The 26,907-nt window shown below is 40.9% G+C and carries 26 protein-coding genes and 1 other RNA gene; 16 read left to right on the top strand and 11 right to left on the bottom strand.

The window, feature by feature from the left end:
- Nucleotides 1-43 precede the first annotated feature (43 nt).
- The 8 genes from ACJZU6_RS12065 to ACJZU6_RS12030 all read left to right on the top strand — a co-directional run bounded on the left by ACJZU6_RS12065 (nt 44) and on the right by ACJZU6_RS12030 (nt 6,713).
- Nucleotides 44-775 carry a heme ABC transporter permease gene (locus ACJZU6_RS12065; RefSeq protein WP_045039253.1) on the top strand — a complete coding sequence of 244 codons (732 nt, stop codon included), beginning with the start codon at nt 44-46 and terminating at the stop codon, nt 773-775.
- A 7-nt stretch (nt 776-782) separates the two neighbouring features.
- A complete protein-coding gene (gene ccmD, locus ACJZU6_RS12060) occupies nt 783-989 on the top strand; it encodes a heme exporter protein CcmD (protein WP_080156935.1) in 207 nt (68 codons plus the stop codon).
- Nucleotides 986-1,468 carry a cytochrome c maturation protein CcmE gene (gene ccmE / locus ACJZU6_RS12055; protein WP_080156933.1) on the top strand — a complete coding sequence of 161 codons (483 nt, stop codon included), beginning with the start codon at nt 986-988 and terminating at the stop codon, nt 1,466-1,468. The genes ccmD and ccmE overlap by 4 nt, the downstream gene beginning before the upstream one ends.
- Before the next feature lie 3 nt (nt 1,469-1,471).
- A complete protein-coding gene (locus ACJZU6_RS12050) occupies nt 1,472-3,463 on the top strand; it encodes a heme lyase CcmF/NrfE family subunit (RefSeq protein ID WP_080156932.1) in 1,992 nt (663 codons plus the stop codon).
- Nucleotides 3,456-4,040: a DsbE family thiol:disulfide interchange protein gene (locus ACJZU6_RS12045; RefSeq protein ID WP_080156929.1), complete on the top strand. Its 585-nt coding sequence runs from the start codon at nt 3,456-3,458 to the stop codon at nt 4,038-4,040. Before ACJZU6_RS12050 ends, ACJZU6_RS12045 begins: the two co-directional genes overlap by 8 nt.
- A complete protein-coding gene (locus ACJZU6_RS12040) occupies nt 4,037-4,552 on the top strand; it encodes a cytochrome c-type biogenesis protein (RefSeq protein ID WP_080156928.1) in 516 nt (171 codons plus the stop codon). Before ACJZU6_RS12045 ends, ACJZU6_RS12040 begins: the two co-directional genes overlap by 4 nt.
- Complete coding sequence (ccmI, locus tag ACJZU6_RS12035) at nt 4,549-5,838, top strand: c-type cytochrome biogenesis protein CcmI (RefSeq protein ID WP_080156926.1); 1,290 nt, start codon at nt 4,549-4,551, stop codon at nt 5,836-5,838. The genes ACJZU6_RS12040 and ccmI overlap by 4 nt, the downstream gene beginning before the upstream one ends.
- 71 nt (nt 5,839-5,909) lie before the next feature.
- Entirely contained in the window at nt 5,910-6,713 is an 804-nt protein-coding gene (locus tag ACJZU6_RS12030) for an MlaA family lipoprotein (RefSeq protein ID WP_080156924.1), read from the top strand.
- A gap of 77 nt (nt 6,714-6,790) precedes the next feature.
- Here the strand turns inward: ACJZU6_RS12030 and ACJZU6_RS12025 are convergent, their stop codons facing one another.
- From ACJZU6_RS12025 to ACJZU6_RS12010, 4 genes are all read right to left on the bottom strand, one after another.
- The gene (locus ACJZU6_RS12025; protein ID WP_408900334.1) at nt 6,791-8,056 is read right to left on the bottom strand and encodes an outer membrane protein transport protein; all 1,266 of its coding nucleotides are present in this window, start codon (nt 8,054-8,056) and stop codon (nt 6,791-6,793) included.
- Between the two features lie 358 nt (nt 8,057-8,414).
- The gene (locus ACJZU6_RS12020) at nt 8,415-9,653 is read right to left on the bottom strand and encodes an outer membrane protein transport protein (protein WP_080156921.1); all 1,239 of its coding nucleotides are present in this window, start codon (nt 9,651-9,653) and stop codon (nt 8,415-8,417) included.
- A gap of 263 nt (nt 9,654-9,916) precedes the next feature.
- Nucleotides 9,917-10,654 (bottom strand): DUF3379 family protein, encoded by a 738-nt coding sequence (locus tag ACJZU6_RS12015; protein ID WP_408900333.1) that lies wholly within the window; start codon nt 10,652-10,654, stop codon nt 9,917-9,919.
- Nucleotides 10,647-11,210 (bottom strand): sigma-70 family RNA polymerase sigma factor, encoded by a 564-nt coding sequence (locus tag ACJZU6_RS12010; protein WP_080156917.1) that lies wholly within the window; start codon nt 11,208-11,210, stop codon nt 10,647-10,649. Before ACJZU6_RS12010 ends, ACJZU6_RS12015 begins: the two co-directional genes overlap by 8 nt.
- Nucleotides 11,211-11,829: 619 nt before the next feature.
- Between ACJZU6_RS12010 and fadI the strand changes: the two genes are divergently transcribed.
- Entirely contained in the window at nt 11,830-13,140 is a 1,311-nt protein-coding gene (fadI, locus tag ACJZU6_RS12005; protein ID WP_408900332.1) for an acetyl-CoA C-acyltransferase FadI, read from the top strand.
- On the top strand, nt 13,140-15,242 hold the full coding sequence (gene fadJ, locus ACJZU6_RS12000) for a fatty acid oxidation complex subunit alpha FadJ (protein ID WP_408900331.1): 2,103 nt from the start codon (nt 13,140-13,142) through the stop codon (nt 15,240-15,242). Before fadI ends, fadJ begins: the two co-directional genes overlap by 1 nt.
- 118 nt (nt 15,243-15,360) lie before the next feature.
- Here the strand turns inward: fadJ and ACJZU6_RS11995 are convergent, their stop codons facing one another.
- Both ACJZU6_RS11995 and ACJZU6_RS11990 read right to left on the bottom strand, forming a co-directional pair.
- Nucleotides 15,361-15,642: a hypothetical protein gene (locus tag ACJZU6_RS11995; protein WP_080156914.1), complete on the bottom strand. Its 282-nt coding sequence runs from the start codon at nt 15,640-15,642 to the stop codon at nt 15,361-15,363.
- A 240-nt stretch (nt 15,643-15,882) separates the two neighbouring features.
- Nucleotides 15,883-18,648, bottom strand: a complete 2,766-nt coding sequence (locus tag ACJZU6_RS11990; RefSeq protein ID WP_408900330.1) for an insulinase family protein — start codon at nt 18,646-18,648, stop codon at nt 15,883-15,885.
- 277 nt (nt 18,649-18,925) lie between these two features.
- Here ACJZU6_RS11990 and sixA point away from each other — a divergent pair, with 277 nt between their 5' ends.
- Entirely contained in the window at nt 18,926-19,399 is a 474-nt protein-coding gene (sixA, locus tag ACJZU6_RS11985) for a phosphohistidine phosphatase SixA (protein ID WP_408900329.1), read from the top strand.
- A 16-nt stretch (nt 19,400-19,415) separates the two neighbouring features.
- A complete protein-coding gene (locus ACJZU6_RS11980; protein WP_327765737.1) occupies nt 19,416-19,775 on the top strand; it encodes a hypothetical protein in 360 nt (119 codons plus the stop codon).
- On the opposite strand, the gene smrB is transcribed toward ACJZU6_RS11980, so the two are convergent.
- Complete coding sequence (gene smrB / locus ACJZU6_RS11975) at nt 19,772-20,302, bottom strand: endonuclease SmrB (protein ID WP_080156911.1); 531 nt, start codon at nt 20,300-20,302, stop codon at nt 19,772-19,774. The two genes, ACJZU6_RS11980 and smrB, sit on opposite strands and share 4 nt — an antisense overlap.
- Nucleotides 20,303-20,355: 53 nt before the next feature.
- Between smrB and prmB the strand changes: the two genes are divergently transcribed.
- Nucleotides 20,356-21,288, top strand: coding sequence for a 50S ribosomal protein L3 N(5)-glutamine methyltransferase (gene prmB / locus ACJZU6_RS11970; RefSeq protein ID WP_080156910.1), 933 nt, complete (start codon nt 20,356-20,358; stop codon nt 21,286-21,288).
- 96 nt (nt 21,289-21,384) lie between these two features.
- On the opposite strand, the gene queC is transcribed toward prmB, so the two are convergent.
- Together queC and ACJZU6_RS11960 are read right to left on the bottom strand one after the other, a co-directional pair.
- Nucleotides 21,385-22,083, bottom strand: coding sequence for a 7-cyano-7-deazaguanine synthase QueC (gene queC, locus ACJZU6_RS11965; protein WP_080156909.1), 699 nt, complete (start codon nt 22,081-22,083; stop codon nt 21,385-21,387).
- A 327-nt stretch (nt 22,084-22,410) separates the two neighbouring features.
- A complete protein-coding gene (locus ACJZU6_RS11960; protein WP_144396180.1) occupies nt 22,411-23,496 on the bottom strand; it encodes a PLP-dependent cysteine synthase family protein in 1,086 nt (361 codons plus the stop codon).
- A gap of 399 nt (nt 23,497-23,895) precedes the next feature.
- On the opposite strand from ACJZU6_RS11960, the gene ACJZU6_RS11955 reads away from it, so the two are divergent.
- Entirely contained in the window at nt 23,896-24,357 is a 462-nt protein-coding gene (locus tag ACJZU6_RS11955) for an Lrp/AsnC family transcriptional regulator (protein WP_080156907.1), read from the top strand.
- Nucleotides 24,358-24,431: 74 nt separating this feature from the next.
- On the opposite strand, the gene tesB is transcribed toward ACJZU6_RS11955, so the two are convergent.
- Both tesB and ACJZU6_RS11945 read right to left on the bottom strand, forming a co-directional pair.
- The gene (gene tesB, locus ACJZU6_RS11950; RefSeq protein ID WP_080156906.1) at nt 24,432-25,289 is read right to left on the bottom strand and encodes an acyl-CoA thioesterase II; all 858 of its coding nucleotides are present in this window, start codon (nt 25,287-25,289) and stop codon (nt 24,432-24,434) included.
- Between the two features lie 64 nt (nt 25,290-25,353).
- Nucleotides 25,354-25,662: an MGMT family protein gene (locus ACJZU6_RS11945; RefSeq protein ID WP_107275330.1), complete on the bottom strand. Its 309-nt coding sequence runs from the start codon at nt 25,660-25,662 to the stop codon at nt 25,354-25,356.
- 89 nt (nt 25,663-25,751) lie between these two features.
- Here ACJZU6_RS11945 and ACJZU6_RS11940 point away from each other — a divergent pair, with 89 nt between their 5' ends.
- Nucleotides 25,752-26,489 carry a hypothetical protein gene (locus tag ACJZU6_RS11940; protein WP_080156904.1) on the top strand — a complete coding sequence of 246 codons (738 nt, stop codon included), beginning with the start codon at nt 25,752-25,754 and terminating at the stop codon, nt 26,487-26,489.
- 163 nt (nt 26,490-26,652) lie between these two features.
- An RNA gene (gene ffs, locus ACJZU6_RS11935) (signal recognition particle sRNA small type) lies at nt 26,653-26,749 on the top strand.
- Nucleotides 26,750-26,907: the final 158 nt, after the last annotated feature.

Here is a 26,907-nt window from a genome sequence, read left to right as displayed (position 1 = left end):
CTCTCAGTGACGTATTTATTATTGATTATAAGTTGAGAGCATTATGTGGAAGTGGCTACATCCTTACGCTAAAGCAGAAAACACCTACCGTCTATGCGGTAAGTTGTTGCCTTGGTTTTCTATTATCGCTTTGATCTCCATTTTAGTGGGATCTGTATGGGGACTATTGTTTGTTCCCGCCGACTATCAACAAGGCGATAGCTTTAGGATTATTTATATTCACGTACCCGCTGCAATTTGGTCGATGAGTATTTATGTAACAATGGCGATTTCTTCTTTCATTGGTCTTGTGTGGCAAATTCGAATGTCAGATATGGCTGCTGCTGCAATGGCACCTATTGGCGCCGTGTTTACCTTTATTGCTCTTATTACAGGGGCTATTTGGGGTAAGCCTATGTGGGGTGCTTGGTGGGTTTGGGATGCTCGCTTAACCTCTGAATTGATTCTATTGTTTTTATATCTTGGTGTTATTGCATTGTATAACGCGTTTGATGATCACAAAACAGCCGCAAAAGCTGCGGGGATTTTATCGATTGTGGGCGTGATTAATATTCCAATTATTCACTATTCAGTTGAATGGTGGAACACCTTACACCAAGGTGCAACGATTTCTAAATTTGGCAAACCATCAATGTCAAACGATATGTTATGGCCATTGTTGGTGATGTTACTTGGTTTTGGTTGTTTCTTTGCGGCTGTTACGCTGGTGCGGTTACGTAATGAAATTCTATTACGTGAGAGTCATCGCCCTTGGGTACAGAAACTGGTGAAGTGAGATAGCTATGTATTTTGATTCTATAAATGATTTTTTTGCGATGGGTGGATACGCAGGCTACGTTTGGAGTGCCTACGCAATTTCTTTTCTATCCATGTTATGGATTTTATTTTCGAGCTTAACAACTAAACGACGTTTGTTACGAGAAATAAACAATAAAATGGCGCGTGAGCAACGTATTAAAGAAGCCAAAAAATTGGAGAACACCCTATGACCCCAAGACGTCAAAAACGTTTAGTGATTGTACTGGCGTTAGTGCTTGGACTCGGTGCAACGGTTGGACTGGTGTTATACGCACTTAACCAAAATATGAACCTATTCTACACGCCATCAGAATTAATTAACGGTAAGACCGATGGTGGTGCTAAGCCTGAAGTTGGGCAGCGGTTACGTATTGGTGGCATGGTAGTGAAAGGGTCGGTTAAGCGTGATCCTCAATCATTACGAATTACATTCAAAGTGGCTGATATTGGTCCTTCGGTTACCGTTATTTATGATGGTATTTTGCCGGATCTGTTCCGTGAAGGCCAAGGTATTGTGGCGCAGGGGGTATTGATTAACCCGACCACAGTTAAAGCAAGTGAAGTGCTTGCAAAGCACGATGAGAAATATATGCCACCAGAAGTGGCAGATGCAATGAAGATAAACCATAAACGACTTCAGTACACTGAAGAACAACTACAAGGTAAGTGATCAATGATCCCTGAATTAGGCCAATTCGCACTTATAGCCGCATTAGCGCTATCGGTGCTGGCCAGCATTTACCCATTGTATGGTGCCACGGTTGGTAACCAAGCAATGATGCGTATGGCACGTCCACTGTCCTACGGAGTATTCGGCATGCTTGCATTGTCGTTTGGTATTTTGAGCTGGTCGTTCTATAGCAATGATTTTACGGTAGCGTATGTTGCCAGTAATTCAACCAGTTTACTGCCATGGTATTACCGTTTAACCGCAGTATGGGGCGGGCATGAAGGTTCATTGATGCTATGGGTACTTATCCAAGCGGGTTGGGCAGCAGCTGTTGCTCGATTTAGCCGTGGTATGCCTCTAGAAGCAGTGGCGCGTGTACTTTCCGTTATGGGTATGGTTGCAGTGGGTTTCTTACTGTTTATCATCGTAACATCGAATCCATTTTTGCGTACATTGCCAGACTTCCCAGTACAAGGTCGTGACTTAAACCCATTGCTTCAAGATCCCGGTTTAATTGTTCACCCACCAATGTTGTACATGGGTTACGTTGGTTTCTCTGTTGCATTCTCATTTGCTATTGCCTCACTAATGACCGGCCGTTTAGATACGGCTTGGGCACGTTGGTCACGTCCGTGGACAATCGCGGCATGGTCATTCCTAACTTTAGGTATCGCACTAGGCTCATGGTGGGCTTACTACGAACTTGGCTGGGGCGGCTGGTGGTTCTGGGATCCAGTTGAAAACGCATCATTAATGCCATGGCTTGCGGGCACAGCATTAATGCATTCATTATCAGTCACTGAAAAACGCGGTACATTTAAAGCGTGGACAGTATTACTGGCGATTTCTGCTTTCTCACTAAGCTTATTAGGTACGTTCTTAGTCCGTTCTGGTGTGTTGGTTTCTGTACACGCATTTGCGTCAGATCCGTCACGCGGTATGTTTATTCTTGGCTTCTTAGTGGTGGTTATTGGTGGTTCATTACTGCTTTATGCACTGCGTGGTGGTCAAATTCGTTCTCGTGGTAACTATGCATTGTTCTCACGTGAAAACTTCTTATTAGCCAATAACTTATTATTAGTTGCTGCGTTATTAGTGGTATTGATTGGTACGTTACTACCATTAGTTCATAAACAATTAGGCTTAGGCTCTGTTTCTATTGGTGAACCGTTCTTTAATACCCTATTTACATGGTTAATGGTGCCATTCTCATTCTTAATGGGTATCGGTCCTCTGGTTCGTTGGAAACGTGATAACTTTGCTTCAATCGCAAAACCAATGTTGTGGTGTGGTTTATTCACCGTTCCATTCTCATTCTTGGTTATTTACTTAACTGCAAGTGTGGTTGAGCCGTTAGCGGTTGTTGGTGTGATGATGGCAGTGTGGATTATTGTTCTCCATCTTGTTGAAATCTACCGTCGCGCAACCCACCGTCATTCTTTCCTTGAAGGTCTGAGTAAGTTAGGACGTAGCCACTGGGCGATGATGTTAGGCCATTTAGGTTTAGCGATTGCTATCATTGGTATGACGTTAGTATCGAACTACGGTATTGAGCGTGATTTACGTTTGTCACCAGGACAATCAGTTAACGTTAAAGGTTATGACTTCCACTTTGCAGGTTTACGCGATGCAGATGGTTCTAACTATGACGGTTATGTAGCTGACTTTGAAATCAGCCGCCGTGGTATTGATATCACAACACTACACGCTGAAAAACGTTACTACACCGTTGCGGGTTCAATGATGACGGAAGCGGCAATTGATAGTGGCTTTACCCGTGACTTATACGTTGCAATGGGTGAGCGTTTAGGTAATGACGGTGCATGGGCAGTACGTATTTACTACAAACCATTTGTTAACTGGATGTGGATGGGGGCGTTCTTAATGGCACTTGGTGGTGCGTTTGCTATCAGCGATAAGCGTTACCGTTTCCGTAAGCCTGCTAATATTGCTGCAAATGATCAAAAATCGGAGGCGAAGCTAACTAATGAATAAGAAGCTATTATTTATTCCTTTAGTGTTGTTTTTGGCGTTAGTTGTGATGTTTATGGTCCAACTAAGCCGTAACGCTGCTGGTGATGATCCAACAAAACTTGAATCAGTATTAGTGGGTAAGCCTGTTCCTGCCTTTAAGCTTGAAGATTTATTTGAGCCGGGTAAAGAATATCAGCAAACGATTTTTAAAGGTCAACCGCTGCTATTGAACGTGTGGGCGACGTGGTGTCCGACTTGTTACGCTGAGCACCAATACTTGAACGTGTTGGCGAAGCAAGGGGTGAAGATTATTGGCTTAAACTACAAAGATCAGCGACCTAAAGCGATTAACTGGCTTAAAGAGCTGGGTAATCCTTACATGATTTCTTTGTTTGATGGTAATGGCATGTTAGGCATGGACCTTGGTGTTTATGGTGCGCCTGAAACCTTCTTAATTGATGCGAATGGTATTATTCGTTACCGCCATGTGGGTGATGTTAATCCAGAAAACTGGAACAAGACCCTTGAGCCTCTTTATAAGAAACTACAAGCCGAGGCAAAAAATAACAACACTCAAGCGGAGGCAAAAGCATCATGAAACGCTTTTTTGCTTTGATGTTCGCACTTGGACTGACTTTTTCAATGGTTGCGCCAGCATTGGCAGCCATTGATGTGTACGACTTTAAAAATCCGGCACAAGAAAAGCAGTTTCAAGAGCTAACAGAGACTTTACGTTGTCCTAAATGTCAAAATAACAGTATTGCCGATTCTAATGCGACCTTAGCAGAAGATATGCGCATGAAGACGTTTGAGCTGTTAAAAGAAGGCAAAACCAATCAACAAGTCATTGATTACATGATTGCACGTTACGGTAATTTCGTAACCTACGATCCCGCAGTGACAGCATCAACAATGATCCTATGGGCCGGTCCTATTGGTTTTATTGTGATTGGTTTTAGCATCTTAGTTTATCGCTCACGTAAAAAAACTGAGCTAAGCAAAGATGAGCCACTTGATGATGTTGAGTCGGAACGTTTGCAGGGGTTGTTGGCTGAAATGGCGCAGCAAGATACTGAAGCTACCAATAATCAGACAAAGGTAAATAAATGACGCTGTTTTGGATTTTAACCGCTGTTTTGGTTTTAATTGCGATCGCCATCTTTGTAATTCCGATGTATATCGGCAAAGAGTATGACGATGTAGCAAGCCGAGATGAGCTTAATAAAGCCTTCTTTAAAGATCGTATTCATGAACTTGAAGAAGAATCACAAGAAGGTTTAGTCGATAGCCAGCAAGATATGGTGACGGACTTACAACAAACATTATTGGATGACTTGCCTGTTACTGAAAAGCAACAAGCAACATATGTTAGCCCTGCAATGGTTGTACCTGGCCTTATTTTAATTGTGGGTATTTGCTATGGTGTTTATGGTGCTGTAGGTAGCAGTGCTAAAGTAGAAGCATGGCATCAAGCCGTGAATCGCTTACCAGAGCTAACACAACGTTTAATGGGTGATAACGCCGCTAATGAGCCACTGTCTGATCAAGATATGTCGGATCTTACTTTAGCGTTACGAACTAAATTGCACAAAGACGGTGATGATCCTATGGGATGGTTACTGTTAGGTCGAATTGCGATAGCTAATCGTGATGCAGCAACGGCTGAAATGGCAATGAAACGCGCGTATGATCTTAACCCTGTTGATACCGCTATTCGCTTAGGTTATGCACAAACATTAATGTTAAGTGGCAAACCTGGTCAAAGTGAGCTTGCGCGTCAAATTTTACGTCAAGTAATTAAGACTGATCACACTAACGTTCAAGCGCTGTCATTACTCGCATTTGATGCGTTTGAGCAGAAGCATTACCAGCAAGCTGTCGATTATTGGACGATGATGAAAACCCTGATTGGGCCAAAGGATTCTCGTACACCGATGCTAACCCGTAGTATTGCGCGTGCAAAAATGCGTATTAACGGTGCTGATGGTTCAACAGTTGCACCAGATCCAACGGCAATTGATGAACAAACAACACCAACTGAAACGCAAAATATCGATACAGGTAAGCAAGTTACTGCTACTATAGCGTTAGGAAAAAACGTAGTATTACCAAAACAAGGTAATATTATTATTTCGGTACATGATGCTGACGGTTCACCAATGCCGATTGCGGCTGTGAAATTACCGTTGTCGACAACATTCCCATTAACGATAACGTTAACGGATAAAGACAGCATGATTCCACAACGCCAGCTATCATCATTGTCAGAAATGATCATTAAAGCACGTGTTGATAGCGATGGTAACGTGATGACTAAACAAGGCGATTGGTATGGTCAAAGTAGCCAGACCCCCTTGGGTGGAGAAACTGCGTTTGTCATTAATAAGCAATATTAAGTAATTAATTGCTAAAATGAATAAGGCAGGCTGAATATTGTGTTCAGCCTGTTTTTTATTAGGTGTATGTTTTGAATAAAAAGCTATTACTGATAATTATTTTAAGTATCGGCATGGTGGGCTGTGCTCAATCACCCGATAAGGCGACTGAGCAAACGGTATCAACAAATGTTGTTGATCATATTGATGGCGATAATACTGCGGCGGATGCAGTATATGATCCATTTGAAGGCTTTAACCGCGCGATGTGGGATTTAAACTTTAATTATTTAGATCCATATGTTGCTCGTCCTGTTTCACTCGCCTATGTGAATTACACGCCGTCATTTGCCCGTACTGGTATTGCTAACTTTTTATCAAACCTTGATGAACCAGCAGGGATGGTAAATAGCTTACTTACCTTGCATGGTAAAGAGGCGCTAACCCATTTTAACCGCTTTTGGATTAATACTGTTTTTGGTTTGGCGGGTCTGATTGATATTGCATCAGCTGCGGATATTAATAAGGTTCAAGATCGTGAGTTTAGCGATACCCTTGGTTATTACGGTGTTGGTAACGGTCCTTACTTGATGTTACCTGTTTATGGCCCGATTACCTTTAGAGGCTTTACTGATTCTGTCGATGATCTCTATTTGCCATTGAGTCTATTAAACTTCTGGGAAGGCTTAGGTAAGTGGATCTTTGAAGGTATGGAAGATCGTGCAGCATTAGTCAATCAAGAAGCGATGCTAAAGAGCTCACCTGATCCGTATATCTTTACCCGTGATGCGTATATTCAATATAAGAATTTTACCGCCAGTGATGGTAAAGTCAGTGATCAGCCAGCAGCTGAAACATTTGATGATAGCTATCTAGATGAAATTGATAGTGATTAATTTTATTGATTAATTCATGCTATAAAAAAGACCGCCATTTTGGCGGTCTTTTTGTTGGTCGCTAATTACGTATCAGATTAGAAACGGTAGCTTGCTTGTACACCCGCTAACCAAATGTGACCTGATGTTTGGCCTTCAAATTGACCAAATTCAGGATGTTTGTCATCTCTTTCTTTCATTGGTGCATTCTTAGCGAAAATGTAAGTAAAGCCAGCATCTAAAGTTAGGTTTTCAGACCAAGCATAACCTGCACCCACACTTAACCACGTACGGTCAGTTTCAGGAATAGTTTGAGTGCGGTTTGCTTCATCAACCGCTGAGGTGTCATACGCAATACCAGAACGTAAGACTAGCTTATTGGTTACTTGGTAAGTGGTACCAACAGCAAAGCGGTAGTTATCTTTCCAATTTTCTTTTTTGATTAGATCGGGGTTATTAGTGCCAAGAGCAGGAATATTAGCTTCTAGCTTTTCAAATGCACTCCAATCAGTCCAGTTAACACTCGCGTGCACTGCCCATTGATCATTTAGTTGGTGGAAACTGGCGATTTCAGCTGATGCTGGTAGCTCGATAAGTAACATCCCAGGTAATGATTTATTACCATAAGCCAGACCAGAAGCATGGCCTTCAAGGTTAAGTTTAACTGCTGATTGGTAACTAATACCAATACGGTTATTAGCATTAATCTGCCATGCTGTACCTGCTTGCCAGCCCCACGCATTATCTTCACCTTCCATGTATTTTAGATTTTTTCCAGCTAAAGGTTGCATCATACCTAATGATGCATTAGCTGGCAGTGCTGCGCCAAAATGACCTTTACCCATAACATAACGCACACCTGCACCTACGCTTAATTGGTTATTAATTTTGTAACCAAGGTTAGGGTTGATCTCTACTGTGTGAACTTCAGCTTGGTTACCAAACATAGAGGCTTTGAAATCGGTGCCAAGATCGGTGCGCATACCAAAGTGAGTACCAAACGCAATACCAATTGTTGCTTTATCCGTTAATGGGCGAGAAAAATAAAAATTAGGAATAATAGCGTTATTAGCAAAGTCAGATGTGCTTGTTTGACCAAATAGAGTATGGCGACCGTCAATATCAATGTTTGGATCAACATAAATAGCACCCGCTGAAACTTGGATGCCTTTTAAATACGTTAACATTGCAGGGTTACGGAATTGGGCGCTGGCATTATCAGCCATTGCTGCTTCACCAGCAAAAGCACGTCCTAGACCTGTAGCAGAATATTCTGCTAATTGAAAACCTGCGGCAGCGGCTTGATTGCTGATACCAATAGCAGCAGTAATCGCTAAGGCTAAAGTAATTTTATTTTTAGTCATGTTAGATAAATATATTGTTCACGGAAATAATTACGCAAATGATACTCGCAGCAATAAAATGCGTTAAAAGCTATCTTATAAAATAGCCTTATTAAATGTATTATGCTGTGTTTTTGTGTTTTTGTGGTTTTTTATCGGGTAGGCTTTGTGCAATAAGACCAAGCTATTAATATTTGAGCGTACACATGTACGAGAACTCATGCTAATTCAGCGGTTTATATTGATGGTTATTTGTGCGTTATTCTTTGTTTTTTGGTCGGTTATCATGAGTAAAATAAAGATTGGCTATTATTTCGCGTATAAAAAAAGAAGCCACTACGGCTTCTTTTTTATAATTGATTATTACTGTACGCTCAAATTAGAATGAACGGCTGTATTGTAGACCGTATAGCCATGCATCTGCACGGGTAGTCGCATTTACTGACATACCAATAGGATTTGTTTCTTGTGCATTAACATCTTTACCAATCAGGTAAGTTAGGCCGAAATCGATAGTTGATTTGCTATCAACGTGGTAACTGAAGCCACTTGATAACCAGTCACGTGCAGAATCAGGAACTGAAATAGAGGTATTACTCTTTTGTTGAGCACTGGTGTCATGCATGTAACCTGCACGTAGTGTCCAATCATTGTTTAGGTAGTAAGTGCCACCTACAGAGTAGTGCCAGCCATCTTGCCATTGGTAATTATTCAGCTCTACGTTACCTGATGTCTCTAAGACGTCGAACTCGCTCCAACGGATCCATTGAATACTATAGTGAACCGCAAATTTATCGTTTAGTTTATTAAAACCAGAGAATTCAAGCATATCTGGTAGTGGTATTTTTAATTTTTGGCCGTCAATATTAGCGCCCGCATAATGCATGTCGCCTTTAGCTTCTAGTGTTGGGCTGTAACGGTATGATAAACCAAAACGGTTATTGTCATTGAATTCGTAGATTGTGCCAAGATTGAAGCCAAGTGCTAGGCCGTCTGCATCAATATCAAGTAGATTTACTTTAGGGGTATTTATATTTCCGATAGGCGTTGAAATTGTGCCTGCTGGAATATAACGTTTTAATTTACCGCTACCATGAATAATATCTAAACCACCACCAACGCTAAAATGTTGGTTTATACGGTAAGCAGCGCTTAAACCTAAATTAACGCTTTTAACGTCAGTTAAACCACCGAATGCATTGGCTGCATAATTATCATCAAATTCAGTTTTAGTGCCGAAGTTTGAATATAACGAAGCACCTACTGAAAATTTATCATTAATAGGTTGAATGTAGTAGATGTTCGGTGCGTAGCTAGTGCCACCAATTGATGTGTCATTTATAGATTTATTATTATATTGGGCATTGGTAACATTCACATCTGTATCAATGGCAATAACACCTAATGATAATGCTGGTGCGTCAAAAAGAGCCATTGAAGCGGCGTTTTTGGCCATAGTCGATGCGTTATCAGCAATAACACCGTCACCAGAGAATGCACGACCTAAACCTGTTGCTGATTGGGCATTCAATTGGAAGCCCGCAGCCATTGTTTGTGACGATGCTAAGGCGATGGCTACAGTAATAACTGAGCGTGTAAATATCTGCTTCTTGTTCATGCTTTTATGATTCCTGATCATGATTTTTATATTTATTAGTCCAGTCTATATATGACTGATTGGCGATGATTGTAGGGGGGGGGAGAGCCGTATCAAAGCTGACCAGTCGTTTAGGCTGGGAAACATATTTTATCATGTTCATTTGGGTTATTTTTGGATCATTTGAATATATATCATTAAAAATAAGCAGATTAAGTGACAACTAAAAATCGATATTTTACTAAACATATCGATTTTTAGGTCGTTGTGTAACGATTTATTGGCTAGATTTGCCAGTAAAGCTCAGATTTAAGTTTTTCTGCAATTGGCATTAGTTTTTGATCTTTGTCTCCAACAACAATTAAGCTGGCATCTTGTAGGGGTAATAATAAACTTTTATTGGTATGGTCACTGTCTGTCGCCATCTGCGCACTGGTTTGTGGCACGATAAATACCGTCATTTTCCCTTTATCGGTACCTACAACCATGTGCAAGGCACGGTTACCTTCAAAACCACAATAATTGAGATAATAAATATGGCCGGGTAGCTGATTCATACTGGTACCAAAAGGTTTAAGTTTGGCATTAACCTGCTGCAACGTTACTGCTTCATCAGTATGCTCAACAAATTTCGCTTCAGCATTAACGTGTTGTAAAGCGATACTTGACATTGATATTGGAGTAAAGACCTGCTGCGTAGGATGCTGTGGTGAAAACCCATATTGTTGCCCTACCATAACTCCGACAAAAAACATTACAGACGCGGCTAACCCGTTAGATAGATAGCGTTTATAGTGAGACTGTTTTGGGGGATGTACCTGACTTGATTGATGGAATAAGATCCTATCAGCCAGATTATCAGGAATATCAACCTGCAATGCTTGTTTTAGTTGTTGATCTAATTGCTGTAATTCATTGGAAAAATGGCGATTAGTGATGGACTGATTTTTAGTTTTAATCAGTTCTGGGTCATTATCATTAGGATCTGCCAGTAAACGGCGACGAAATTCTAGATCATCCATGATGATTCCCCTTTTGAGTCGTTTTCTTTTCAAGTTGTTCTTTTAGTTGGTTACGAGCACGAAAAAGTCGCGTCATAACAGTATTGCGATTCAGGTTTAAGATCCCCGCGATTTCATCGCCATTAAATCCAGCCATCACTTGTAAAATTAACGGTTCTCGATATTCGGGGGCTAGCTTCATGATTAGTCTATGTAATAAATATTGGTCAGCATCCATTTCGACACTGGGTTTAGTGTCTGCAATATGGTGATCATCAATATCGACTAAGTCAAATTGTTTACGTTCAAATCTACGCGCATTTTCACGGCGTAAAATAGTGATCAACCACGCTTTAGCAGCATTATCATCTTGTAAATTATCTAATGATTTCCATGCGCGTAGACATGTTTCTTGCACTAAATCTTCAGCAATATGGGGATCATGAGATAACCAATAAGCATAGCGATATAAATCTTGGTGCCATGCTCTAACAAGGGCTTCGTAACGTTTTTGTTTATCCATATTTAAACAGACCGTAGCAGAAGCTTTTTTGTTACTAAAAAATTTTTTTATCATTGATGAGCCTGTTTAGCGTTATTGCACCAATTAATGATGCCATCTGATAACTTTTTTGAATGATGCACTATCTTTTTGTGTATAAGATCGTATAAATAGCAATAAAATTGATCTGGTTCAAATTCTGTTCTGAGTGGTAGGTTATAGTTGTCGGGTCATCTGATGGTTGAGGTTATGGTTAAGTTGAATAACTTAATAATAGTTAATACCGTCTGTTGAGCAAGATGACAACTTCCTTTTGAAGGCTGACTTTACTTTCTCCTATCAGGGGTTTTCCTGATTTGCAATTGGCTTTATGTTAATTGATTATTTTATTACGCTGATTGATTGCTTTCTGCGTGAATTCAAACCATACCTAAGGGTGTGGTTTTTTTTTGCTTAAATTTAGCCCCCGCGACATTATCCCTTTAAAATAATACCTATATTTTATGAGTATTTAGTCACAGAGTAATTGTTCTTTTTTATACTACAACCCATCTTAAAGTCGAAGTGTTTTACGTCAAAAACGTCATTTAAGAAGCATTTTTAAACAAATGTTTTTTTTTGATTACTTTGTGGTTACAATTATGTGGTCTGACCTCGCAATTGAGGTTAATTATAATTGTGACAAGGAGTTGCGATGACGGGTCTTCAACATATCACCACACGTAACGGTGAACGTATTGCTATTGTTAGCGGGTTACGGACACCATTCGCACGTCAATCAACCGCATTTGATCGTTTATCCGCCCTTGATTTGGGTAAGTTAGCCGTTAATGAAATGCTACAAGTGGCTGACTTTGATCCACAGTTAATTGATCAAGTTGTGTTTGGCCAAGTTGTGCAAACCCCTGAATTACCAAATATTGCGCGTGAAATCGTACTGGGTACGGGAATGAATATTCACACTGACGCCTATAGTGTCACGCGAGCCTGTGCGACCAGCTTTCAAGCTGCCGTTAATGTAACGGAAAGTATTATGGCCGGCTCGATTGATATTGGTATCGCGGGCGGTGCTGACTCAACCTCAATGCTACCTATTGGGGTCAGTAAAAAAATGGCTGCGACGTTATTAGCATTAAGTAAAGCCAAAACCATGCCGGCACGCTTAAAATTACTCAGTGCATTAGGCGTCAAAGATCTGATGCCAGTACCACCTGCCATTGCTGAATACTCAACGGGATTGAGCATGGGACAAACGGCAGAACAAATGGCAAAAAGTCATGCGATTAGTCGAGAAGAACAAGATACTTTTGCGCATCGTTCTCATACGTTAGCGGCTAAAGCATGGCAAGATGGGTTATTGAATAATGAAGTAATAACTGCATTCTCAGCGCCTTATCAACAATGGATTGATCGTGATAATAACATTCGTCAAGATTCAACATTGGCAGCATACGCGAAACTAACGCCAGCATTTGATCGTTTACATGGCAGTGTTACAGCGGCTAATTCAACCCCATTAACCGATGGTGCTGCGGCAATATTATTGATGCGAGAAGGGCGAGCAAAAGAATTAGGCTTGACTCCGCTTGGGTATATTCGCTCTTATGCATTTACTGCGATTGATGTTGCAGAAGATATGCTAATGGGGCCGGCCTATGCCAGTCCATTAGCCCTTGAACGTGCAGGATTGACTCTTGGTGATTTAACCTTAATTGATATGCATGAAGCATTTGCAGCTCAAACTTTAGCCAATGTAAAAATGTTCAGTTCTAAACGGTTTGCTCAACAAAAACTGGGTCGAGATAACGCGCTTGGTGATATAGACATGGATAAATTTAATGTTCTTGGTGGCTCGATTGCTTACGGTCATCCTTTTGCTGCGACAGGCGCAAGAATGATCATTCAAACATTACATGAATTGCAACGTCGAGGTGGTGGTTTTGCATTAAACACCGCTTGTGCTGCTGGTGGCCTTGGTGCAGCAATGATTTTGGAGGCAGAATAATGACGCAATCAGCATTTAGTTTATCTTATGGCGATAATGGCATTGGCTGGCTTAAAATTGATGTTGCCAATGAAAAAATGAACACCTTACAAGCTGCTTTTGTTGATCAGGTTAATGATGTCTTAGCTGAATTAACTCACCATCCCGAACTTAAAGGTTTGGTGGTGTATTCAGGTAAAACGAATAACTTCATTGCTGGTGCTGATATTCGTATGTTGGCAAAGTGTGAAACAGCCACTGAGGCTGAAGCGCTAGCAAATAAAGGTCAACAGCTATTTAATGCCCTTGAAAATTTACCAATACATGTCGTGGCTGCTATTCATGGACCCTGTTTAGGCGGGGGATTAGAGCTGGCATTAGCGTGTCATAGTCGAATTTGTACCGACGATGATATTACGCGTTTAGGCTTACCTGAAGTGCAATTAGGCTTATTACCAGGCTCTGGTGGAACCCAACGTTTACCACGCCTCATTGGTGTTGCAAATGGCTTAGAATTAATGCTCACGGGTAAACAGGTACGAGCAAAGCAAGCCTTAAAAAAAGGGTTGGTTGATCAAGTTGTGCCACAGACTATTTTGTTACAGGTAGCAGAACAAGTGGCTTTAACCACTAAGCCAATTCGTACCCATTCATTTCAAGATTGGGCGATGGCTGGTAATGCTTTTGGCCGAAGTGTGGTGTTTGATCAAGCCGCTAAAAAAGCGCAGCAAAAGGCACGTGGATGTTATCCCGCCATTGATGCGATTTTAGATACTGTAAAATATGGTTTAGAAAAAGGCATTGAAGCCGGGCTTGAACAAGAAGCGAAAGTGTTTGGTGACTTGGTAATGACTGCGGAATCAAGCGCATTACGCGATATTTTCTTTGCTACGACGGCGATGAAAAAAGAGACAGGTGCCGATGCTGAGCCAATTAATATCGAGCGTATAGCGATACTGGGTGGCGGTTTAATGGGCGGTGGGATCGCGCATGTGTCAGCCATGAAAGCGGGTTTAGCGGTACGAATAAAAGATATTACTAATGATGGTATTCAGCATGCACTCGCGTATAACTATGCCATTTTAAATAAACAACGTCAGCGGCATATTATTCGAAAACCACAACTGCAACAGCAGATGTTACGTATTACTGGCAGCACTGATTATCGTGGTATAGCTCATGCTGATGTGGTGATAGAAGCCGTATTTGAAGATATTGCGCTTAAACAACAGATGGTGCAAGAAATCGAAGCCAATACATTCGAGCACACAATTTTTGCAACTAACACGTCCTCGATTCCGATTCATCAAATTGCAGCAAATGCGCAGCGCCCACAAAATATTGTTGGTTTACACTATTTTAGTCCGGTTGAAAAAATGCCATTAGTGGAAGTTATTCCACACGCAACAACCTCCGCCACAACCATTGCAACTGTGGTTGCATTAGCTAAAAAACAAGGTAAAACCCCGATTGTCGTTGCTGATAAAGCCGGTTTTTATGTTAACCGTATTTTAGCGCCATATATGAATGAAGCGGCTCAAATATTATTAGCGGGTGAGCCTATTGAACATATTGATACGGCGTTACTTAATTTTGGTTTTCCGGTTGGACCAATAACATTACTTGATGAAGTTGGGGTTGATATTGGTGCTAAGATCAGCCCTATTTTAGTCACAGAGCTCGGTGAGCGTTTTGCGACACCAGCAATGTTTGATGTATTACAACAAGATGGGCGTAAAGGTCGTAAAAGTGGTAAAGGGTTCTATTTGTATAACACCAATAATAAAGAAGTGGATAAATCGGTTTATACCTTACTTGGAATCACACCAGAACAGCGATTAACTGAAGCCAATATTTCGATTCGTTGTACGTTAATGATGCTTAATGAAGCTGCTCGCTGTTTACATGAAGGGGTGATTCAATCTGCTCGTGATGGTGATATTGGCGCTATATTTGGTATTGGTTTTCCACCATTCCTTGGCGGTCCATTCCATTACATGGATCACCTAGGCATTGATTTGGTGGTTGATATGATGCGTGAATACAGCGATGCTCATGGTGAAAGATTTGCACCTTGTGATTATTTAGTCGAGATGGCGCAACAAGAAAAGCGGTTTTATTAGCGTTGATCGTGTAATAGATGTTTAAAAATAACCGTAACAAAAAAAGCCTGTTCAATGCAGTGATCCTTAACGTTGGATACTTCATCATGCAGGCTTTTTTATTGTTATGAGTTCGATATTAGTACGTACAGCGAATTAAACGAAAATGAGATTCAAATAATTTGCTGCGGCAAAGACGATAACCCACAGCGGCAAAGACTAACGCGATGAAGGTGTTCACATGGCCCACTAATATCAGCAATAATGCGCTCAATGCAATAAAACAGAAAGCATAGAGAAAGATATCAATCTGACTGTGAGATAAAGTGGCAGCACAGTGCGGGCAAACAAAATTATCTTCATACGCGTTCAGTTTTGGCGCGTGTATTTCAATTTGGCAATGTGGGCATTGTTGAGTCACGTGAGTCCTCTTCTAATCTATTCGTTACTATCGTAAGCATTTCTATCTATATTAATTCGTGATAGTAATAGCGATATATTCGAGATAAACATTATGGTTTGAAGAGGGCTTAATTGGCTACTGAAATCTTATGAAAGCGATTTTTATCATAATAAAAGTAGATCAGATTAGAGTGCAAAATAAAAATCCCATTTATGTTGAACTCTTTCTAGTTGAAAGTACATAAATGGGATTTTTTATTTAGTAAGCGTTCTTTTGAAAATCAGCTATAGATTCAATGGCTTTGCCGATTGTTAATGGTTCTGCATCATGGTGGGTTTTCCCCGTGTAATACATTACTAACCGGTTTGCGGTACGAGGCTTAACCGTATCAACAATAAACTTAATCATATCAACACGGCTGAGTTGTTTTAGCTTTTCAACCACTAATTGGCGCTGATTGAAGTTTTCATCTTTATTGCCAATGCTGACCCAAAACCGTTGTGCACGTGAACGTAGGTTAGTATCGGGCTCAGAAATTTGTGCAATAAGTCCTTTTTTACTCGCTTGCCATTGTGCTTCACTTAACTCTAATAACACAAGTGCAAAAGCATTGGTGAAATCATCGATAGCATCGGATAAATAACTTGGCTCAGCCACAGGAGATTGAATATACAAGATCAATCCTGGGTGACGATTTAGTGGCAAATTACCCGTTCCCACCATACAACCAAGCTGTTGTTTGGTCCGTAATTCATGGAAAAACGTGGTCGACATTAAATGATTAGCGAGTGTATAAATCGCAATTTTGTGTGGCGTTGTTTGACGAGATTGGTAATACATCAAAATCGCTGAGTCTTCATGATGACAATCTAACTCGTAAGTTAAGGTGCCACTGTTTTCTAAATGCACTAATGGACGTTGTGATTCACCGTATAATTGGTCAGTGACTCTAAAGGCATCTTTGAGGGTTTCAGCCAGTGCCAACGCATCTTTTTTGACCCAATTACCATAGACAAAAGTATCAATGTGTATTTCGGCAAACATCGCCTCAACAAATGGTGGTAGTTCATCAATAGTGATGGTTTCCAGTGCTTCGATAAGGTGCGGATAAGGCGGATTATTCGGCTGTAATAATCCTGTAAGTTGATTAAACAACTGAGAGATTGGTTTATCTTCTGCTGCATTGCGCCAATTACGTAACATTTGGGCTTTGATATTATCAAACCGTTGCTGAGTAAAATGGCGATTTTTAAAACGCGCTAAAATCAGTTGCATCAATTGAGGTTGTTTTTCACTAAAGCCAGAAAGCTGTAGGGTTACACCGCCTTGATGAGCATAAAGATTGTAAGACATTCCTGCAATTTCAGCTGGGTAAGCCGATTCATTGATTGCTTCTAATAACAGTTCGACACACAACCGTGTTTTAACAATATTTTCCGTTGAACTCACGGCATGTGGGCTATCAATAGCGACGTAAACAATGCCTTTCGGTACGCGAAAATCATGTTCTTGTTTATGCCATAAACGAAAACCGGGTAAATCTTGAATTAATTGTGGGGGTAATTCAGATCCTGCTTCAAGTGGCAAGGGTTCAAATTGTTCACACAAATAAATATTAGGCTCTGGTAATAATAATGCGTCATCAAGGCTGACATTGGTCCAGCTTTCAATTTGTTGTGGTGTGAATGGTGTCACTGAATAAGGGGTGTCATACCAAGCAGCAACCCGATCGTAGTGTCCACCTTGGGCGACTAAGGTTAAGCGCATATTACTCACGCTAAGGTAAGCTAATAGTTGTTCAAGTAGATCTTGATCATAGCCTTCCATCATATAATCGCCGTAGATAATATCTTCCGCGTTGTAATGCAGCAGATTCATCACTAAATAACTGACAGTATCCAGAGGGCGGCTTTTCTCTTGATAACGGAATGCCATTTCCAAGACGGATTTCTTCTCTTGGTAACGCCATGCATTTAACCCTTGCTGTTTGATTAAAGCAATAAAGGCAAACACGCACTGCACGATTTCATCTGTGTGTTGCTGGCCTTTAGGGGTTAAATTTAAACCAATGGTAAATTCACGAAAATTATTACCACTGACACCACCGCCAGCGGTAAGGGTATTGATTAATCCTCGTTGTTTTAATATTGCCATTAAACTGCCAGTGCCTTCATTTCCCAGTAGGTGAGCAATGTATGACAACGGCTTAATTTGATAATGCGCATCAACAGATGGCAACGCAAAAGATAAAGTTAATTTACGTAATTCTTTAATAGGTTCAATTTGAATGAACTTCTGACATTCGTTTTCAGTAACAAATGGCACGTCTATTGCTAATTTTTTAGTGGTAGCATTAGGAATTTCACTAAAGAACGTTTGAGTGAAGTGTTCTAGTTCATCTAATGATTGTGGGCCTAATAGCACCAGCCCCATCACATCAGCTGAATAATGTTGATGATAAAATGCCAGCAGATCATCACGTACAGACTGGCCATTACGATCATCAAGCGTAGTGAGATCGCCAACCGAAAATTTAGCGAAAGGGTGGGCTTGATTAATGGTTTCTTTTTGCACTTGATACAAACGACGTACATCGTCTTTTATTTTTAGTTTGTATTCAGAATCAACAGCTTGACGTTCTTTATCAACCGCGTCTTCATTAAATAATGGGGCGGTAAAAAATTGGCCAAAGCGATCTAATCCCTCTTCAAATGCATGGGGACTGATTTCAAAGAAAAACGTAGTGTTTTCAGTGCCTGTCCATGCATTATTGCTACCACCATTACGGTTGATAAAGGTTTGGAATTCACCGACGCGTGGGTATTTTTCGGTGCCAAGAAAAAGCATATGCTCAAGAAAGTGTGCCATGCCTTGACGATCCGTGGGATCATCAAAGTGGCCTATCTCGACAGACAATGCAGCAGCAGAGCGAGGCGCTTCAGCATCATGAACGAGCAGTACTCGAAGTTCATTCGCTAAAGTGAGATAGCGATACTGCTTATGATCGTTAGGGCTAGTATGCACAGGAAGAGCCTATTTTTGAGGGAATTAGGTTAAGTATGACGTTCAATATTAAGGCTGGCAAATTGAAGATGCGATTAGATGAATTATAAGTCGCATTTCTGTTAATAAATTAAATAAACAAGTGATGAGTTAACCAATTGAGCCATTAAAAAGTAAGCTTAGCCACAGAATTAAAACTCTATGGTTATACCAATAATAAAAGCATGTAATAATGATCGACCGACTCGATGATGTGAGTAGGATCTGCGATTGTTTAACTGAGGTTATCGAAATATCTATGCAAATTTATATTATGCGTCACGGTGAAGCCGAAAATTTTGCTGCAAGTGATGCTGAACGCCCATTAACGACGCGTGGCATTGCGCAATCACAGCAAATGGCAACATTATTAGCATCACATTTGAAGGGAGAATTAGATCAAGTATGGGTTAGCCCTTACTTACGAGCCCAACAAACATGGCAAGCAATGGTAAAGAGCTTACCTACCGCGACTCAAGTCGGTAGCGTTGAAGATATTACCCCTTATGGTGATGCTGAAACGGTGGCTGATTTTATTAAAGCGACCATTGAAACCGAGCAACCACAATCGTTACTGTTGATTTCACACTTACCGCTAGTAGGCTATTTAACAGCAGAGTTAGTTCCCGGATTACAACCACCTATGTTTTTAACCTCTGCGATTGCCGCGATTGATTATGATCCACTATCAGGAAAGAGCAAATTGTTGTGGCAGCATCAACCACATAAATAATAGGTAATAAATGACCATGACGAAGTGTGAGATTATGGCGCTGGCGGGTGTCTTGTTTATGGCTGGATGCAGTGTGGGTGAGCCAGCCCATATTACAGCTAACGGTATGGTGAAATGGTCTGATGGGCAAACTGAAGGCATGCATATTTCACAAACGGGCAGTAGCTTAACATTTGCTAATTATTCCAATGAAGTCGGTGCTCCGCCATTGGTCATTTTTGCGCGTATTGATAGCGCCCGTAATGATGATTGTGAGTATTTCTATGTTGAAACCGCAGTTAAAGAACGCCTTAAAGTCTGTGAGACAGGAGAAGTGACGTTATTTAACCGTGGTAAAGTAATCAAAGTTGGCCATATGGTAAAACCACGGTATTAGCGCTCTGGTATATCAATTAAGACGAGCAACGCGCCCGCGCCACCAAATTCTAAAGGCGCTTGGTGAAAAGCCATCACATCAGGATGTTGTGCTAACCACATTGGTGCTTTTTGTTTGAGAATATGTTTGCCAATGCCATGCATAACACAAGCACATGACACGTGTTCTTTGATACAAGCGGCAATCATTGCGGCTAATTCACGTTTTGCTTCTTGTTGTGTCATACCGTGCATATCAAGATAAATGTCAGGCACATATACACCACGACGTAATTTCTTTACTTCATATTTAGACACGCCAGTTCGCGCATATTGGGTTGGACCCGTGTCGCTAAGGTGGGGCTCAAATTCATCTGAGAAATAAAACTCATGATTTTGAGTCTCTTTGCCCATCACTTTTGCTTTATCTGCTTTTGAGTTCTGTTGACGGGGCGTGATTATGGTATCATGCGTGAACTTTTTTACGCCTTTTACCTCTGCCTTGAAGAGATCAAAATCATCTTCAAGCGGTGAATTTTTATTACTCATAATGAAATTCCAACAATTATATAGTGGTATTGTAGCGTTTATCGGAGGCTATTTTGGATAAGATTTTTGTCGACGAAGCTGTCAGCGAACTTCACACATTGCAGGACATGCTACGTTGGACGGTTAGCCGTTTTAACGCTGCTGGCCTATTTTATGGTCATGGTACAGACAATGCGTGGGATGAAGCCGTGCAACTGGTACTACCGACAGTTTACTTACCGTTGGATGTTCCACCGGAAGTGCGTAATTCTCGTTTAACAAGCAGTGAGCGTCATCGTATTGTTGAGCGTGTTATGCGTCGAATCAATGATCGTACACCCGTATCATACTTAACGAATGTTGCCTACTTTTGCGGTATGGAGTTCTTCGTTGATGAACGTGTATTAGTACCACGTTCACCGATTGGTGAGCTCATTGAAAACCGTTTTGAACCCTTTTTACAACAAGAACCAACACGTATCATGGATCTGTGTACGGGCAGTGGCTGTATCGGTATAGCTTGTGCGCACATGTTCCCTGAAGCAGAAGTCGATATTGTTGATATTTCGACTGATGCACTCGCTGTTGCTGAGCAGAATATAACGGATCATGGCCTTGAGCAGCAAGTGATTCCGCTTCGTTCTGATCTTTTACGTGATATTCCAAAAGATAAATACGATCTTATCGTGACCAATCCACCGTATGTTGACCAAGAAGATATGGACAGCCTACCAGAAGAATTCCGTCATGAGCCAGAGCTAGGTTTAGCCGCGGGCAGTGATGGTCTAAAATTGGTACGTCGTATTCTTGCAAATGCACCGGATTACCTTAAAGACGACGGTATTTTGATTTGTGAAGTGGGTAACTCAATGATCCACATGGAAGAGCAATATCCGCATATTCCATTCTTGTGGCTAGAGTTTGCGAATGGTGGTCACGGTGTGTTCATGTTAACTCGTGAGCAGCTTGTTGATTGTGCTGCCGATTTTGCACTTTACCGCGATTAATCAGTACCCAAATAACGCAAAATAAAAAGCCGACATCAATAGTATTGATGTCGGCTTTTTTTATATTATTTGCTATTTAAATCAATGCGATAATGATTACGCTTTATGTTGTGCTTGCTTGGCTTTCAATGCAGCCATAACCGTCGCTTGATGCTGTAAGTAATCTTCTAAGCCGGCACGACGTAAATCGCAAGATGGGCAGTCACCACAGCCATCACCGACAATACCGTTGTAACAAGTTAATGTTTGTTCGCGAATATAATCTAGCTTGCCATATTGATCAGCAAGCGCCCATGTTTCGGCTTTATTGAGCCACATTAATGGGGTTTCGATAGTAAATTGACGATCCATACCGAGCACTAACGAGTGGTTAAGTGAGCGTACAAATTCATCGCGGCAATCAGGATAGCCAGAGAAATCTGTTTCACAAACACCTGTGATCACCGCTTCTGCACCAATTTGGTAGGCATAAATACCCGCTAAAGTTAAAAATAAAATGTTACGTCCTGGTACAAATGAATTAGGTAAACCATTGGCTTGTAATTCATGAGAAACAGGAATGCTATCGCGGGTTAATGAACTGATTGCAAGCTCACCAATTAAGCTGACATCCATGACTTTATGTGCGGCAACACCAAGATCTTTGGCAATGTGCTCGGCAATTTCAACCTCTAGTTTGTGGCGTTGACCATAATCAAACGTAATACAGTGCACTTCATCGTAGTGCGCTAATGCTTGAATGAGACACGTGGTCGAATCTTGACCGCCACTGAAAACAACTACGGCTTTTGCCATGATGAATTATCCTTTGTGAGTGATTACCGAGAAACAGTCGGTACAATAATAGTCTAATGATGATTTCATTAGCATGGGGATATGCTAACTCAGCTGAAGGCGATAGAAAAGTAGCGATGACAAATAGCACCGATAAAAAAAAGCCGTACAAAGTGTACGGCATAAAATAAGCGTGATACGTTATCCATATAAACCTAATTGATAAAATGCAGAGCACAATTAGTTTTATCCGTATTTGCTTAAAGACACAAAATATAACCGGGTTGTAAATAAAAATAGGGGGGTTGGCGCTGTAGCTAACCAACCCAAGGGGTTGTTCTTTATTCGTTATACTGGCCACTCACCCGTTTGTTGTAAGTGCTGCAATTGAGCTAGGTGTGGATTAATATCGCCAATATTGGCGGTGATCCAGTCGTCGTTATAATAGGTTTCTAAATAACGTTCACCGCTGTCACATAACAAGGTCACAATTGAACCTGTTTCACCGCGTTGTTTCATTTCTGTCGCTATTTGCAATACGCCATACAAGTTAGTACCTGTTGAAGCTCCTGCTTTACGACCAATGATCTTTTCTAACCAATGGACGGTTGCCACACTGGCTGCATCAGGAATTTTGCGCATTTCGTTAATAACATTGGGAATAAAACTGGGTTCAACGCGTGGTCGTCCGATTCCTTCAATGCGGCTTCCTGTTGTTAACGTAATCGCAGTATCTCGTTCCTTAAAATAGTCGTAGAAGACAGAATTTTCAGGATCAACCACACATAATTGAGTGGGGTGCATTTGGTAACGAATATAGCGACCAATTGTGGCCGATGTACCACCTGTTCCAGGGCTCATTACAATCCAGCTTGGAATTGGAAATCGCTCAAATTTCATTTGGTTAAAAATGCTGTTCGCAATATTGTTATTACCACGCCAGTCAGTTGCTCGTTCAGCATAAGTAAATTGATCCATATAATGACCATTTAATTCTTTGGCTAAGCGACGAGATTCTTCATAAATAGCGGCTGATGAATCAACAAAGTGGGCTTTACCACCGTAAAATTCAATTTGCTCAATTTTTTTGCGTGCTGTTTTCCGTGGTACTACCGCAATAAACGGCAGTCCGAGTAAACGAGCAAAGTAGGCTTCTGATACTGCGGTGCTGCCTGATGACGATTCAATTACCGTCGTATCTTGGTTTATCCAACCATTACAGAGCGCATACAAAAATAATGAACGTGCTAAACGATGTTTTAGGCTTCCCGTCGGATGCGTACTTTCATCTTTTAGATAGATATCGATACCTTCAAGGCTGGGCATATCAAGTTTAATCAAATGAGTATCGGCAGAACGTTGGTAGTCTGCTTCAATGGCTTTGATTGAGTTACTGATCCAAGCATTGTGTTCTGGTACGGTATTTACAGTCATATTCATTACGTATTACCTCTTTGCTTAATTCGAATCCATCGAGTGTTTACTTAATCAACTCCCTTGATGCAACATGGGTATATAGTAAACAATGGTAATAAAAAAATCTTTGCTTTATTTGTTGTTTGCTTGACGCTTTGTGGAAAATAATTCTACTTTTAAATTTTAAAGTAAAAACACGTTCTATTTTTTATTGTTTTTATAGGAAATTGTTCTTGGTTTCGGTGGTGGCTTTCAATAACATCTACCACTGTAGATTTAAAACTCATAGTTGTCTATTGTGAGATTACATAAATAAAGTGGTAGCGATCGTTATTATTAGTAATTTTTTTGCCTCTTCGCTGAATAAAAGGTATTTTTTAGGAAGTATTTATCTTTTTATCCTAATTGGTGGCATTAATGGCAGTTTTAGATAGTGTTGATAGAACGTTATTACGTTTATTGCAGAATGATGCAACCATGCCGTTGGCAGAACTTGCAGACGCTGTGAATTTAACAACCACTCCATGTTGGAAACGATTAAAGCGTCTTGAAGAAGACGGTATTTTACGCCAACGGGTAGCACTGCTTGATCCTGTAAAATTAGGTATCGCCTTTACTGCATTTGTACAAGTTAAGACCAGCAACCACTCACAAGATTGGTTTAATCATTTTGTTTCAACGGTAACGGAATTTCCTGAAGTGATGGAATTTTATCGCATGGCTGGGGAATATGACTACATGATGAAAGTACAAGTGGCTGATATGCAAGCTTTTGATAATATGTATAAAAAACTAGTCGCGTCTGTATCTGACCTGACTAATGTGACGTCCACCTTTGCAATGGAACCACTAAAATACACCACAGCATTACCCGTTTAACTGCGCCTGCATACTGAAAATAACCCCGAGTCATTGTTGTAGTGATTTGGGGTTATTTTTATGTCATGTTTTAGTTAGCGCTGGCGAATCAATCCTTCCTGAACCGCCGATGCAACAAGTTGTCCTTGCTGATTATAAATTTCACCACGCACAATGCCACGTGATCCACTCGCTGATGGACTATCAATTACATACAGTAACCACTCATCAACTTTAAATGGACGGTGGAACCACATTGAGTGATCAATGGTCGCGACCTGCATATGAGGACTAAAGAGTGTGACGCCATGTGGATGTAATGATGTGGTCAAAAATCCCCAATCAGACGCGTAAGCCAGCATATATTGGTGAATGCTTAAATCATTAGGCATTGCACCATTGGTTTTTATCCATAAATGTTGCTTTGGTTCTGCAATCGCTGGTTTTAAAGGGTTAATGACCGTTACTGGGCGTACTTCAATCGGGCGCTTGTTACCAAACATCTCAACAATCTTTGGCGGTAAATATTGTGCAACCGATTCAACTAAATCACTTTCAGACGCTAAGCCATCAGGACCCACTACATTTGGCATTGTAGCTTGATGTTCAAACCCTTGTTCATCCGCTTGATAAGACGCCGTTAAATAGAAAATAGGGCGGCCATTTTGAATGGCTTTTACACGACGAGTGCTAAAACTGCGACCATCACGTAGGGTTTCTACATCATAGATAATCGGTTTTTCTGGATTACCCGGTAAAAGAAAATAGCTATGAAAAGAGTGTAAATGACGCTCGGGATCTACCGTTTGCTTCGCTGCTGATAAAGATTGCCCTATAACTTGACCACCGTATACCTGTGGTAAACCTAAATTCTCACTTTGGCCTCGAAAGAGTTCACGTTCAATTTGCTCTAATTGCAATAAAGTTAGTAGTTCATCTAATTGTTTGCTCATGGTACATCCTGAAAAATAAAAACTAGGGGAATGGTATGCTGATTTAGCGCTGCTGCCAATATGCCTATGAGTGCCCTTGCCATCGATAATAGCGTAGTGATATTCGCCCAGTGTCAGAGACGACAATGTTTTCTGCTCGTAATGCCGCTATCTGTCTTAATAATGCATCATCTTTTAATGAAATCCGGCCTTGGCTATTAATAACACGATGCCAAGGTATTTTTGAGCCTTCAGGTAAGGTCGCCATTAAGCGTCCGACATGACGAGCATACCCAGGAAAACCGGCAAATTTAGCAATATCGCCATACGTAGAAACCAGCCCAAATGGAATTTGATAGACTTGGCTATAGATTTGATTGCAAAAGTCGTCCATATTTAATAAGTAGCCGTTAAATAATATGCTTGGTAAATAATAGCGGTTCTATCTTTTTAGACAACAGGATAACGCAAGGAGGTGTTGCCATGTTGTATGCTGCTTCATTGGTTACCGTTACCTTAATTTTAACGGTATTAGGTGTCAGTGCTCTCGGTCAAACTGCGGGGGAGTTGCCCGTGTTAGCACTTGCTATTCCTGCTCTGTGGCTACTACCACAAAGCGGTGTTGCAGGTTGGCTATTGCTCTGTGGCTTAGGTGCCTACGGTGCGATGCTGCCTGAACAACCGTTAGCATTATCAATCAGTTTATTTATGATGCTACCTATTCTGATGATTTGTATCTCCACCAAAGGCTGTTGGCAGCTTGGCGCATTGATGATCTCAATTGCACTCTCAATGAATGTTGGTTTAATGGCATTGCAAGGAGAAGGCAAGCTAGAGGGCAGTATCAGTGCAACCTTAGTGCAAATTATCGCGATTGGTGTTATTTGGTATGCCGCCCGTTGTTGGCGTCCTATTGCCGGTAACACATGGTGGCCATTACTCGCGGTATTACCACTATGGATAGGTGGAATGGGAGCTGCGGCATTAGTTGGCTTGTGTGTTACAGGATTAATCGCAGCACTACAAAGCCTGATTAAAATGAAACATCAAGATTGGATTCCACGCCTTGCTTGTATATTACCCGCGATTGGATTTACGACCTTAGTGGTGTTGCCACAATTTAGTGTTGAGAATCCGATTTTAGTCTCATGGCTATTAGTATTAGGCGGAGGCTTGTTAGGTGAATCACTATTAGATGATCCTGAAGAAGAGGATGAATAATCTTAACTAATGGGCAATAGGTTGACTTTATTACTATTTTGTTTAAATTCGAGCAAATAATCAGCAGTCAAACAAAAGGGTAAGATAACGGCTTGCATTGTTGGCGAGGTTAATAGATAATCCTTCCCGTTCTCGAAAGAGACAAAGAATCTATGGAGGCCCCCATTGGTCCTCCCGCAACACTAACCTGTGAACTCGGCCAGGCCCGGAAGGGAGCAACCGCAGCAGGCGTCGTGTGTGCCGGGATGTGGCTGGTGGGGGCTTCCACCCATCTAGCGTTTAGCAAATCCCTTTCCTATCAAAAAGTTACATTCTAATTCACTCTTTACAGTGTAGTTCAATATTATTGTTTTGTTCTTTTTATTACTATCAATAATAAATACTTCGTTATAATCTTCAAACTACCAAACTACCAAAC

The sequence above is a fragment of the Photobacterium piscicola genome (assembly GCF_046058925.1).
GTDB classification, from domain to species: Bacteria; Pseudomonadota; Gammaproteobacteria; order Enterobacterales; family Vibrionaceae; genus Photobacterium; species Photobacterium piscicola.
Note: the sequence above shows the minus strand (reverse complement) of the source record. Positions and strands in the feature narration are given on the sequence as shown.

Excerpts from the sequence above, each read along its gene's own strand:
- ACJZU6_RS12065 (WP_045039253.1), top strand. The coding sequence starts at position 44 with ATGTGGAAGTGGCTACATCCTTACGCTAAAGCAGAAAACACCTACCGT.
- ccmD (WP_080156935.1), top strand. The coding sequence starts at position 783 with ATGTATTTTGATTCTATAAATGATTTTTTTGCGATGGGTGGATACGCA.
- ccmE (WP_080156933.1), top strand. The coding sequence starts at position 986 with ATGACCCCAAGACGTCAAAAACGTTTAGTGATTGTACTGGCGTTAGTG.
- ACJZU6_RS12050 (WP_080156932.1), top strand. The coding sequence starts at position 1,472 with ATGATCCCTGAATTAGGCCAATTCGCACTTATAGCCGCATTAGCGCTA.
- ACJZU6_RS12045 (WP_080156929.1), top strand. The coding sequence starts at position 3,456 with ATGAATAAGAAGCTATTATTTATTCCTTTAGTGTTGTTTTTGGCGTTA.
- ACJZU6_RS12040 (WP_080156928.1), top strand. The coding sequence starts at position 4,037 with ATGAAACGCTTTTTTGCTTTGATGTTCGCACTTGGACTGACTTTTTCA.
- ccmI (WP_080156926.1), top strand. The coding sequence starts at position 4,549 with ATGACGCTGTTTTGGATTTTAACCGCTGTTTTGGTTTTAATTGCGATC.
- ACJZU6_RS12025 (WP_408900334.1), bottom strand. The coding sequence starts at position 8,056 with ATGACTAAAAATAAAATTACTTTAGCCTTAGCGATTACTGCTGCTATT.
- ACJZU6_RS12020 (WP_080156921.1), bottom strand. The coding sequence starts at position 9,653 with ATGAACAAGAAGCAGATATTTACACGCTCAGTTATTACTGTAGCCATC.
- ACJZU6_RS12015 (WP_408900333.1), bottom strand. The coding sequence starts at position 10,654 with ATGGATGATCTAGAATTTCGTCGCCGTTTACTGGCAGATCCTAATGAT.
- ACJZU6_RS12010 (WP_080156917.1), bottom strand. The coding sequence starts at position 11,210 with ATGATAAAAAAATTTTTTAGTAACAAAAAAGCTTCTGCTACGGTCTGT.
- fadI (WP_408900332.1), top strand. The coding sequence starts at position 11,830 with ATGACGGGTCTTCAACATATCACCACACGTAACGGTGAACGTATTGCT.
- fadJ (WP_408900331.1), top strand. The coding sequence starts at position 13,140 with ATGACGCAATCAGCATTTAGTTTATCTTATGGCGATAATGGCATTGGC.
- sixA (WP_408900329.1), top strand. The coding sequence starts at position 18,926 with ATGCAAATTTATATTATGCGTCACGGTGAAGCCGAAAATTTTGCTGCA.
- ACJZU6_RS11980 (WP_327765737.1), top strand. The coding sequence starts at position 19,416 with ATGACGAAGTGTGAGATTATGGCGCTGGCGGGTGTCTTGTTTATGGCT.
- smrB (WP_080156911.1), bottom strand. The coding sequence starts at position 20,302 with ATGAGTAATAAAAATTCACCGCTTGAAGATGATTTTGATCTCTTCAAG.
- queC (WP_080156909.1), bottom strand. The coding sequence starts at position 22,083 with ATGGCAAAAGCCGTAGTTGTTTTCAGTGGCGGTCAAGATTCGACCACG.
- ACJZU6_RS11960 (WP_144396180.1), bottom strand. The coding sequence starts at position 23,496 with ATGACTGTAAATACCGTACCAGAACACAATGCTTGGATCAGTAACTCA.
- ACJZU6_RS11955 (WP_080156907.1), top strand. The coding sequence starts at position 23,896 with ATGGCAGTTTTAGATAGTGTTGATAGAACGTTATTACGTTTATTGCAG.
- tesB (WP_080156906.1), bottom strand. The coding sequence starts at position 25,289 with ATGAGCAAACAATTAGATGAACTACTAACTTTATTGCAATTAGAGCAA.
- ACJZU6_RS11945 (WP_107275330.1), bottom strand. The coding sequence starts at position 25,662 with ATGGACGACTTTTGCAATCAAATCTATAGCCAAGTCTATCAAATTCCA.
- ACJZU6_RS11940 (WP_080156904.1), top strand. The coding sequence starts at position 25,752 with ATGTTGTATGCTGCTTCATTGGTTACCGTTACCTTAATTTTAACGGTA.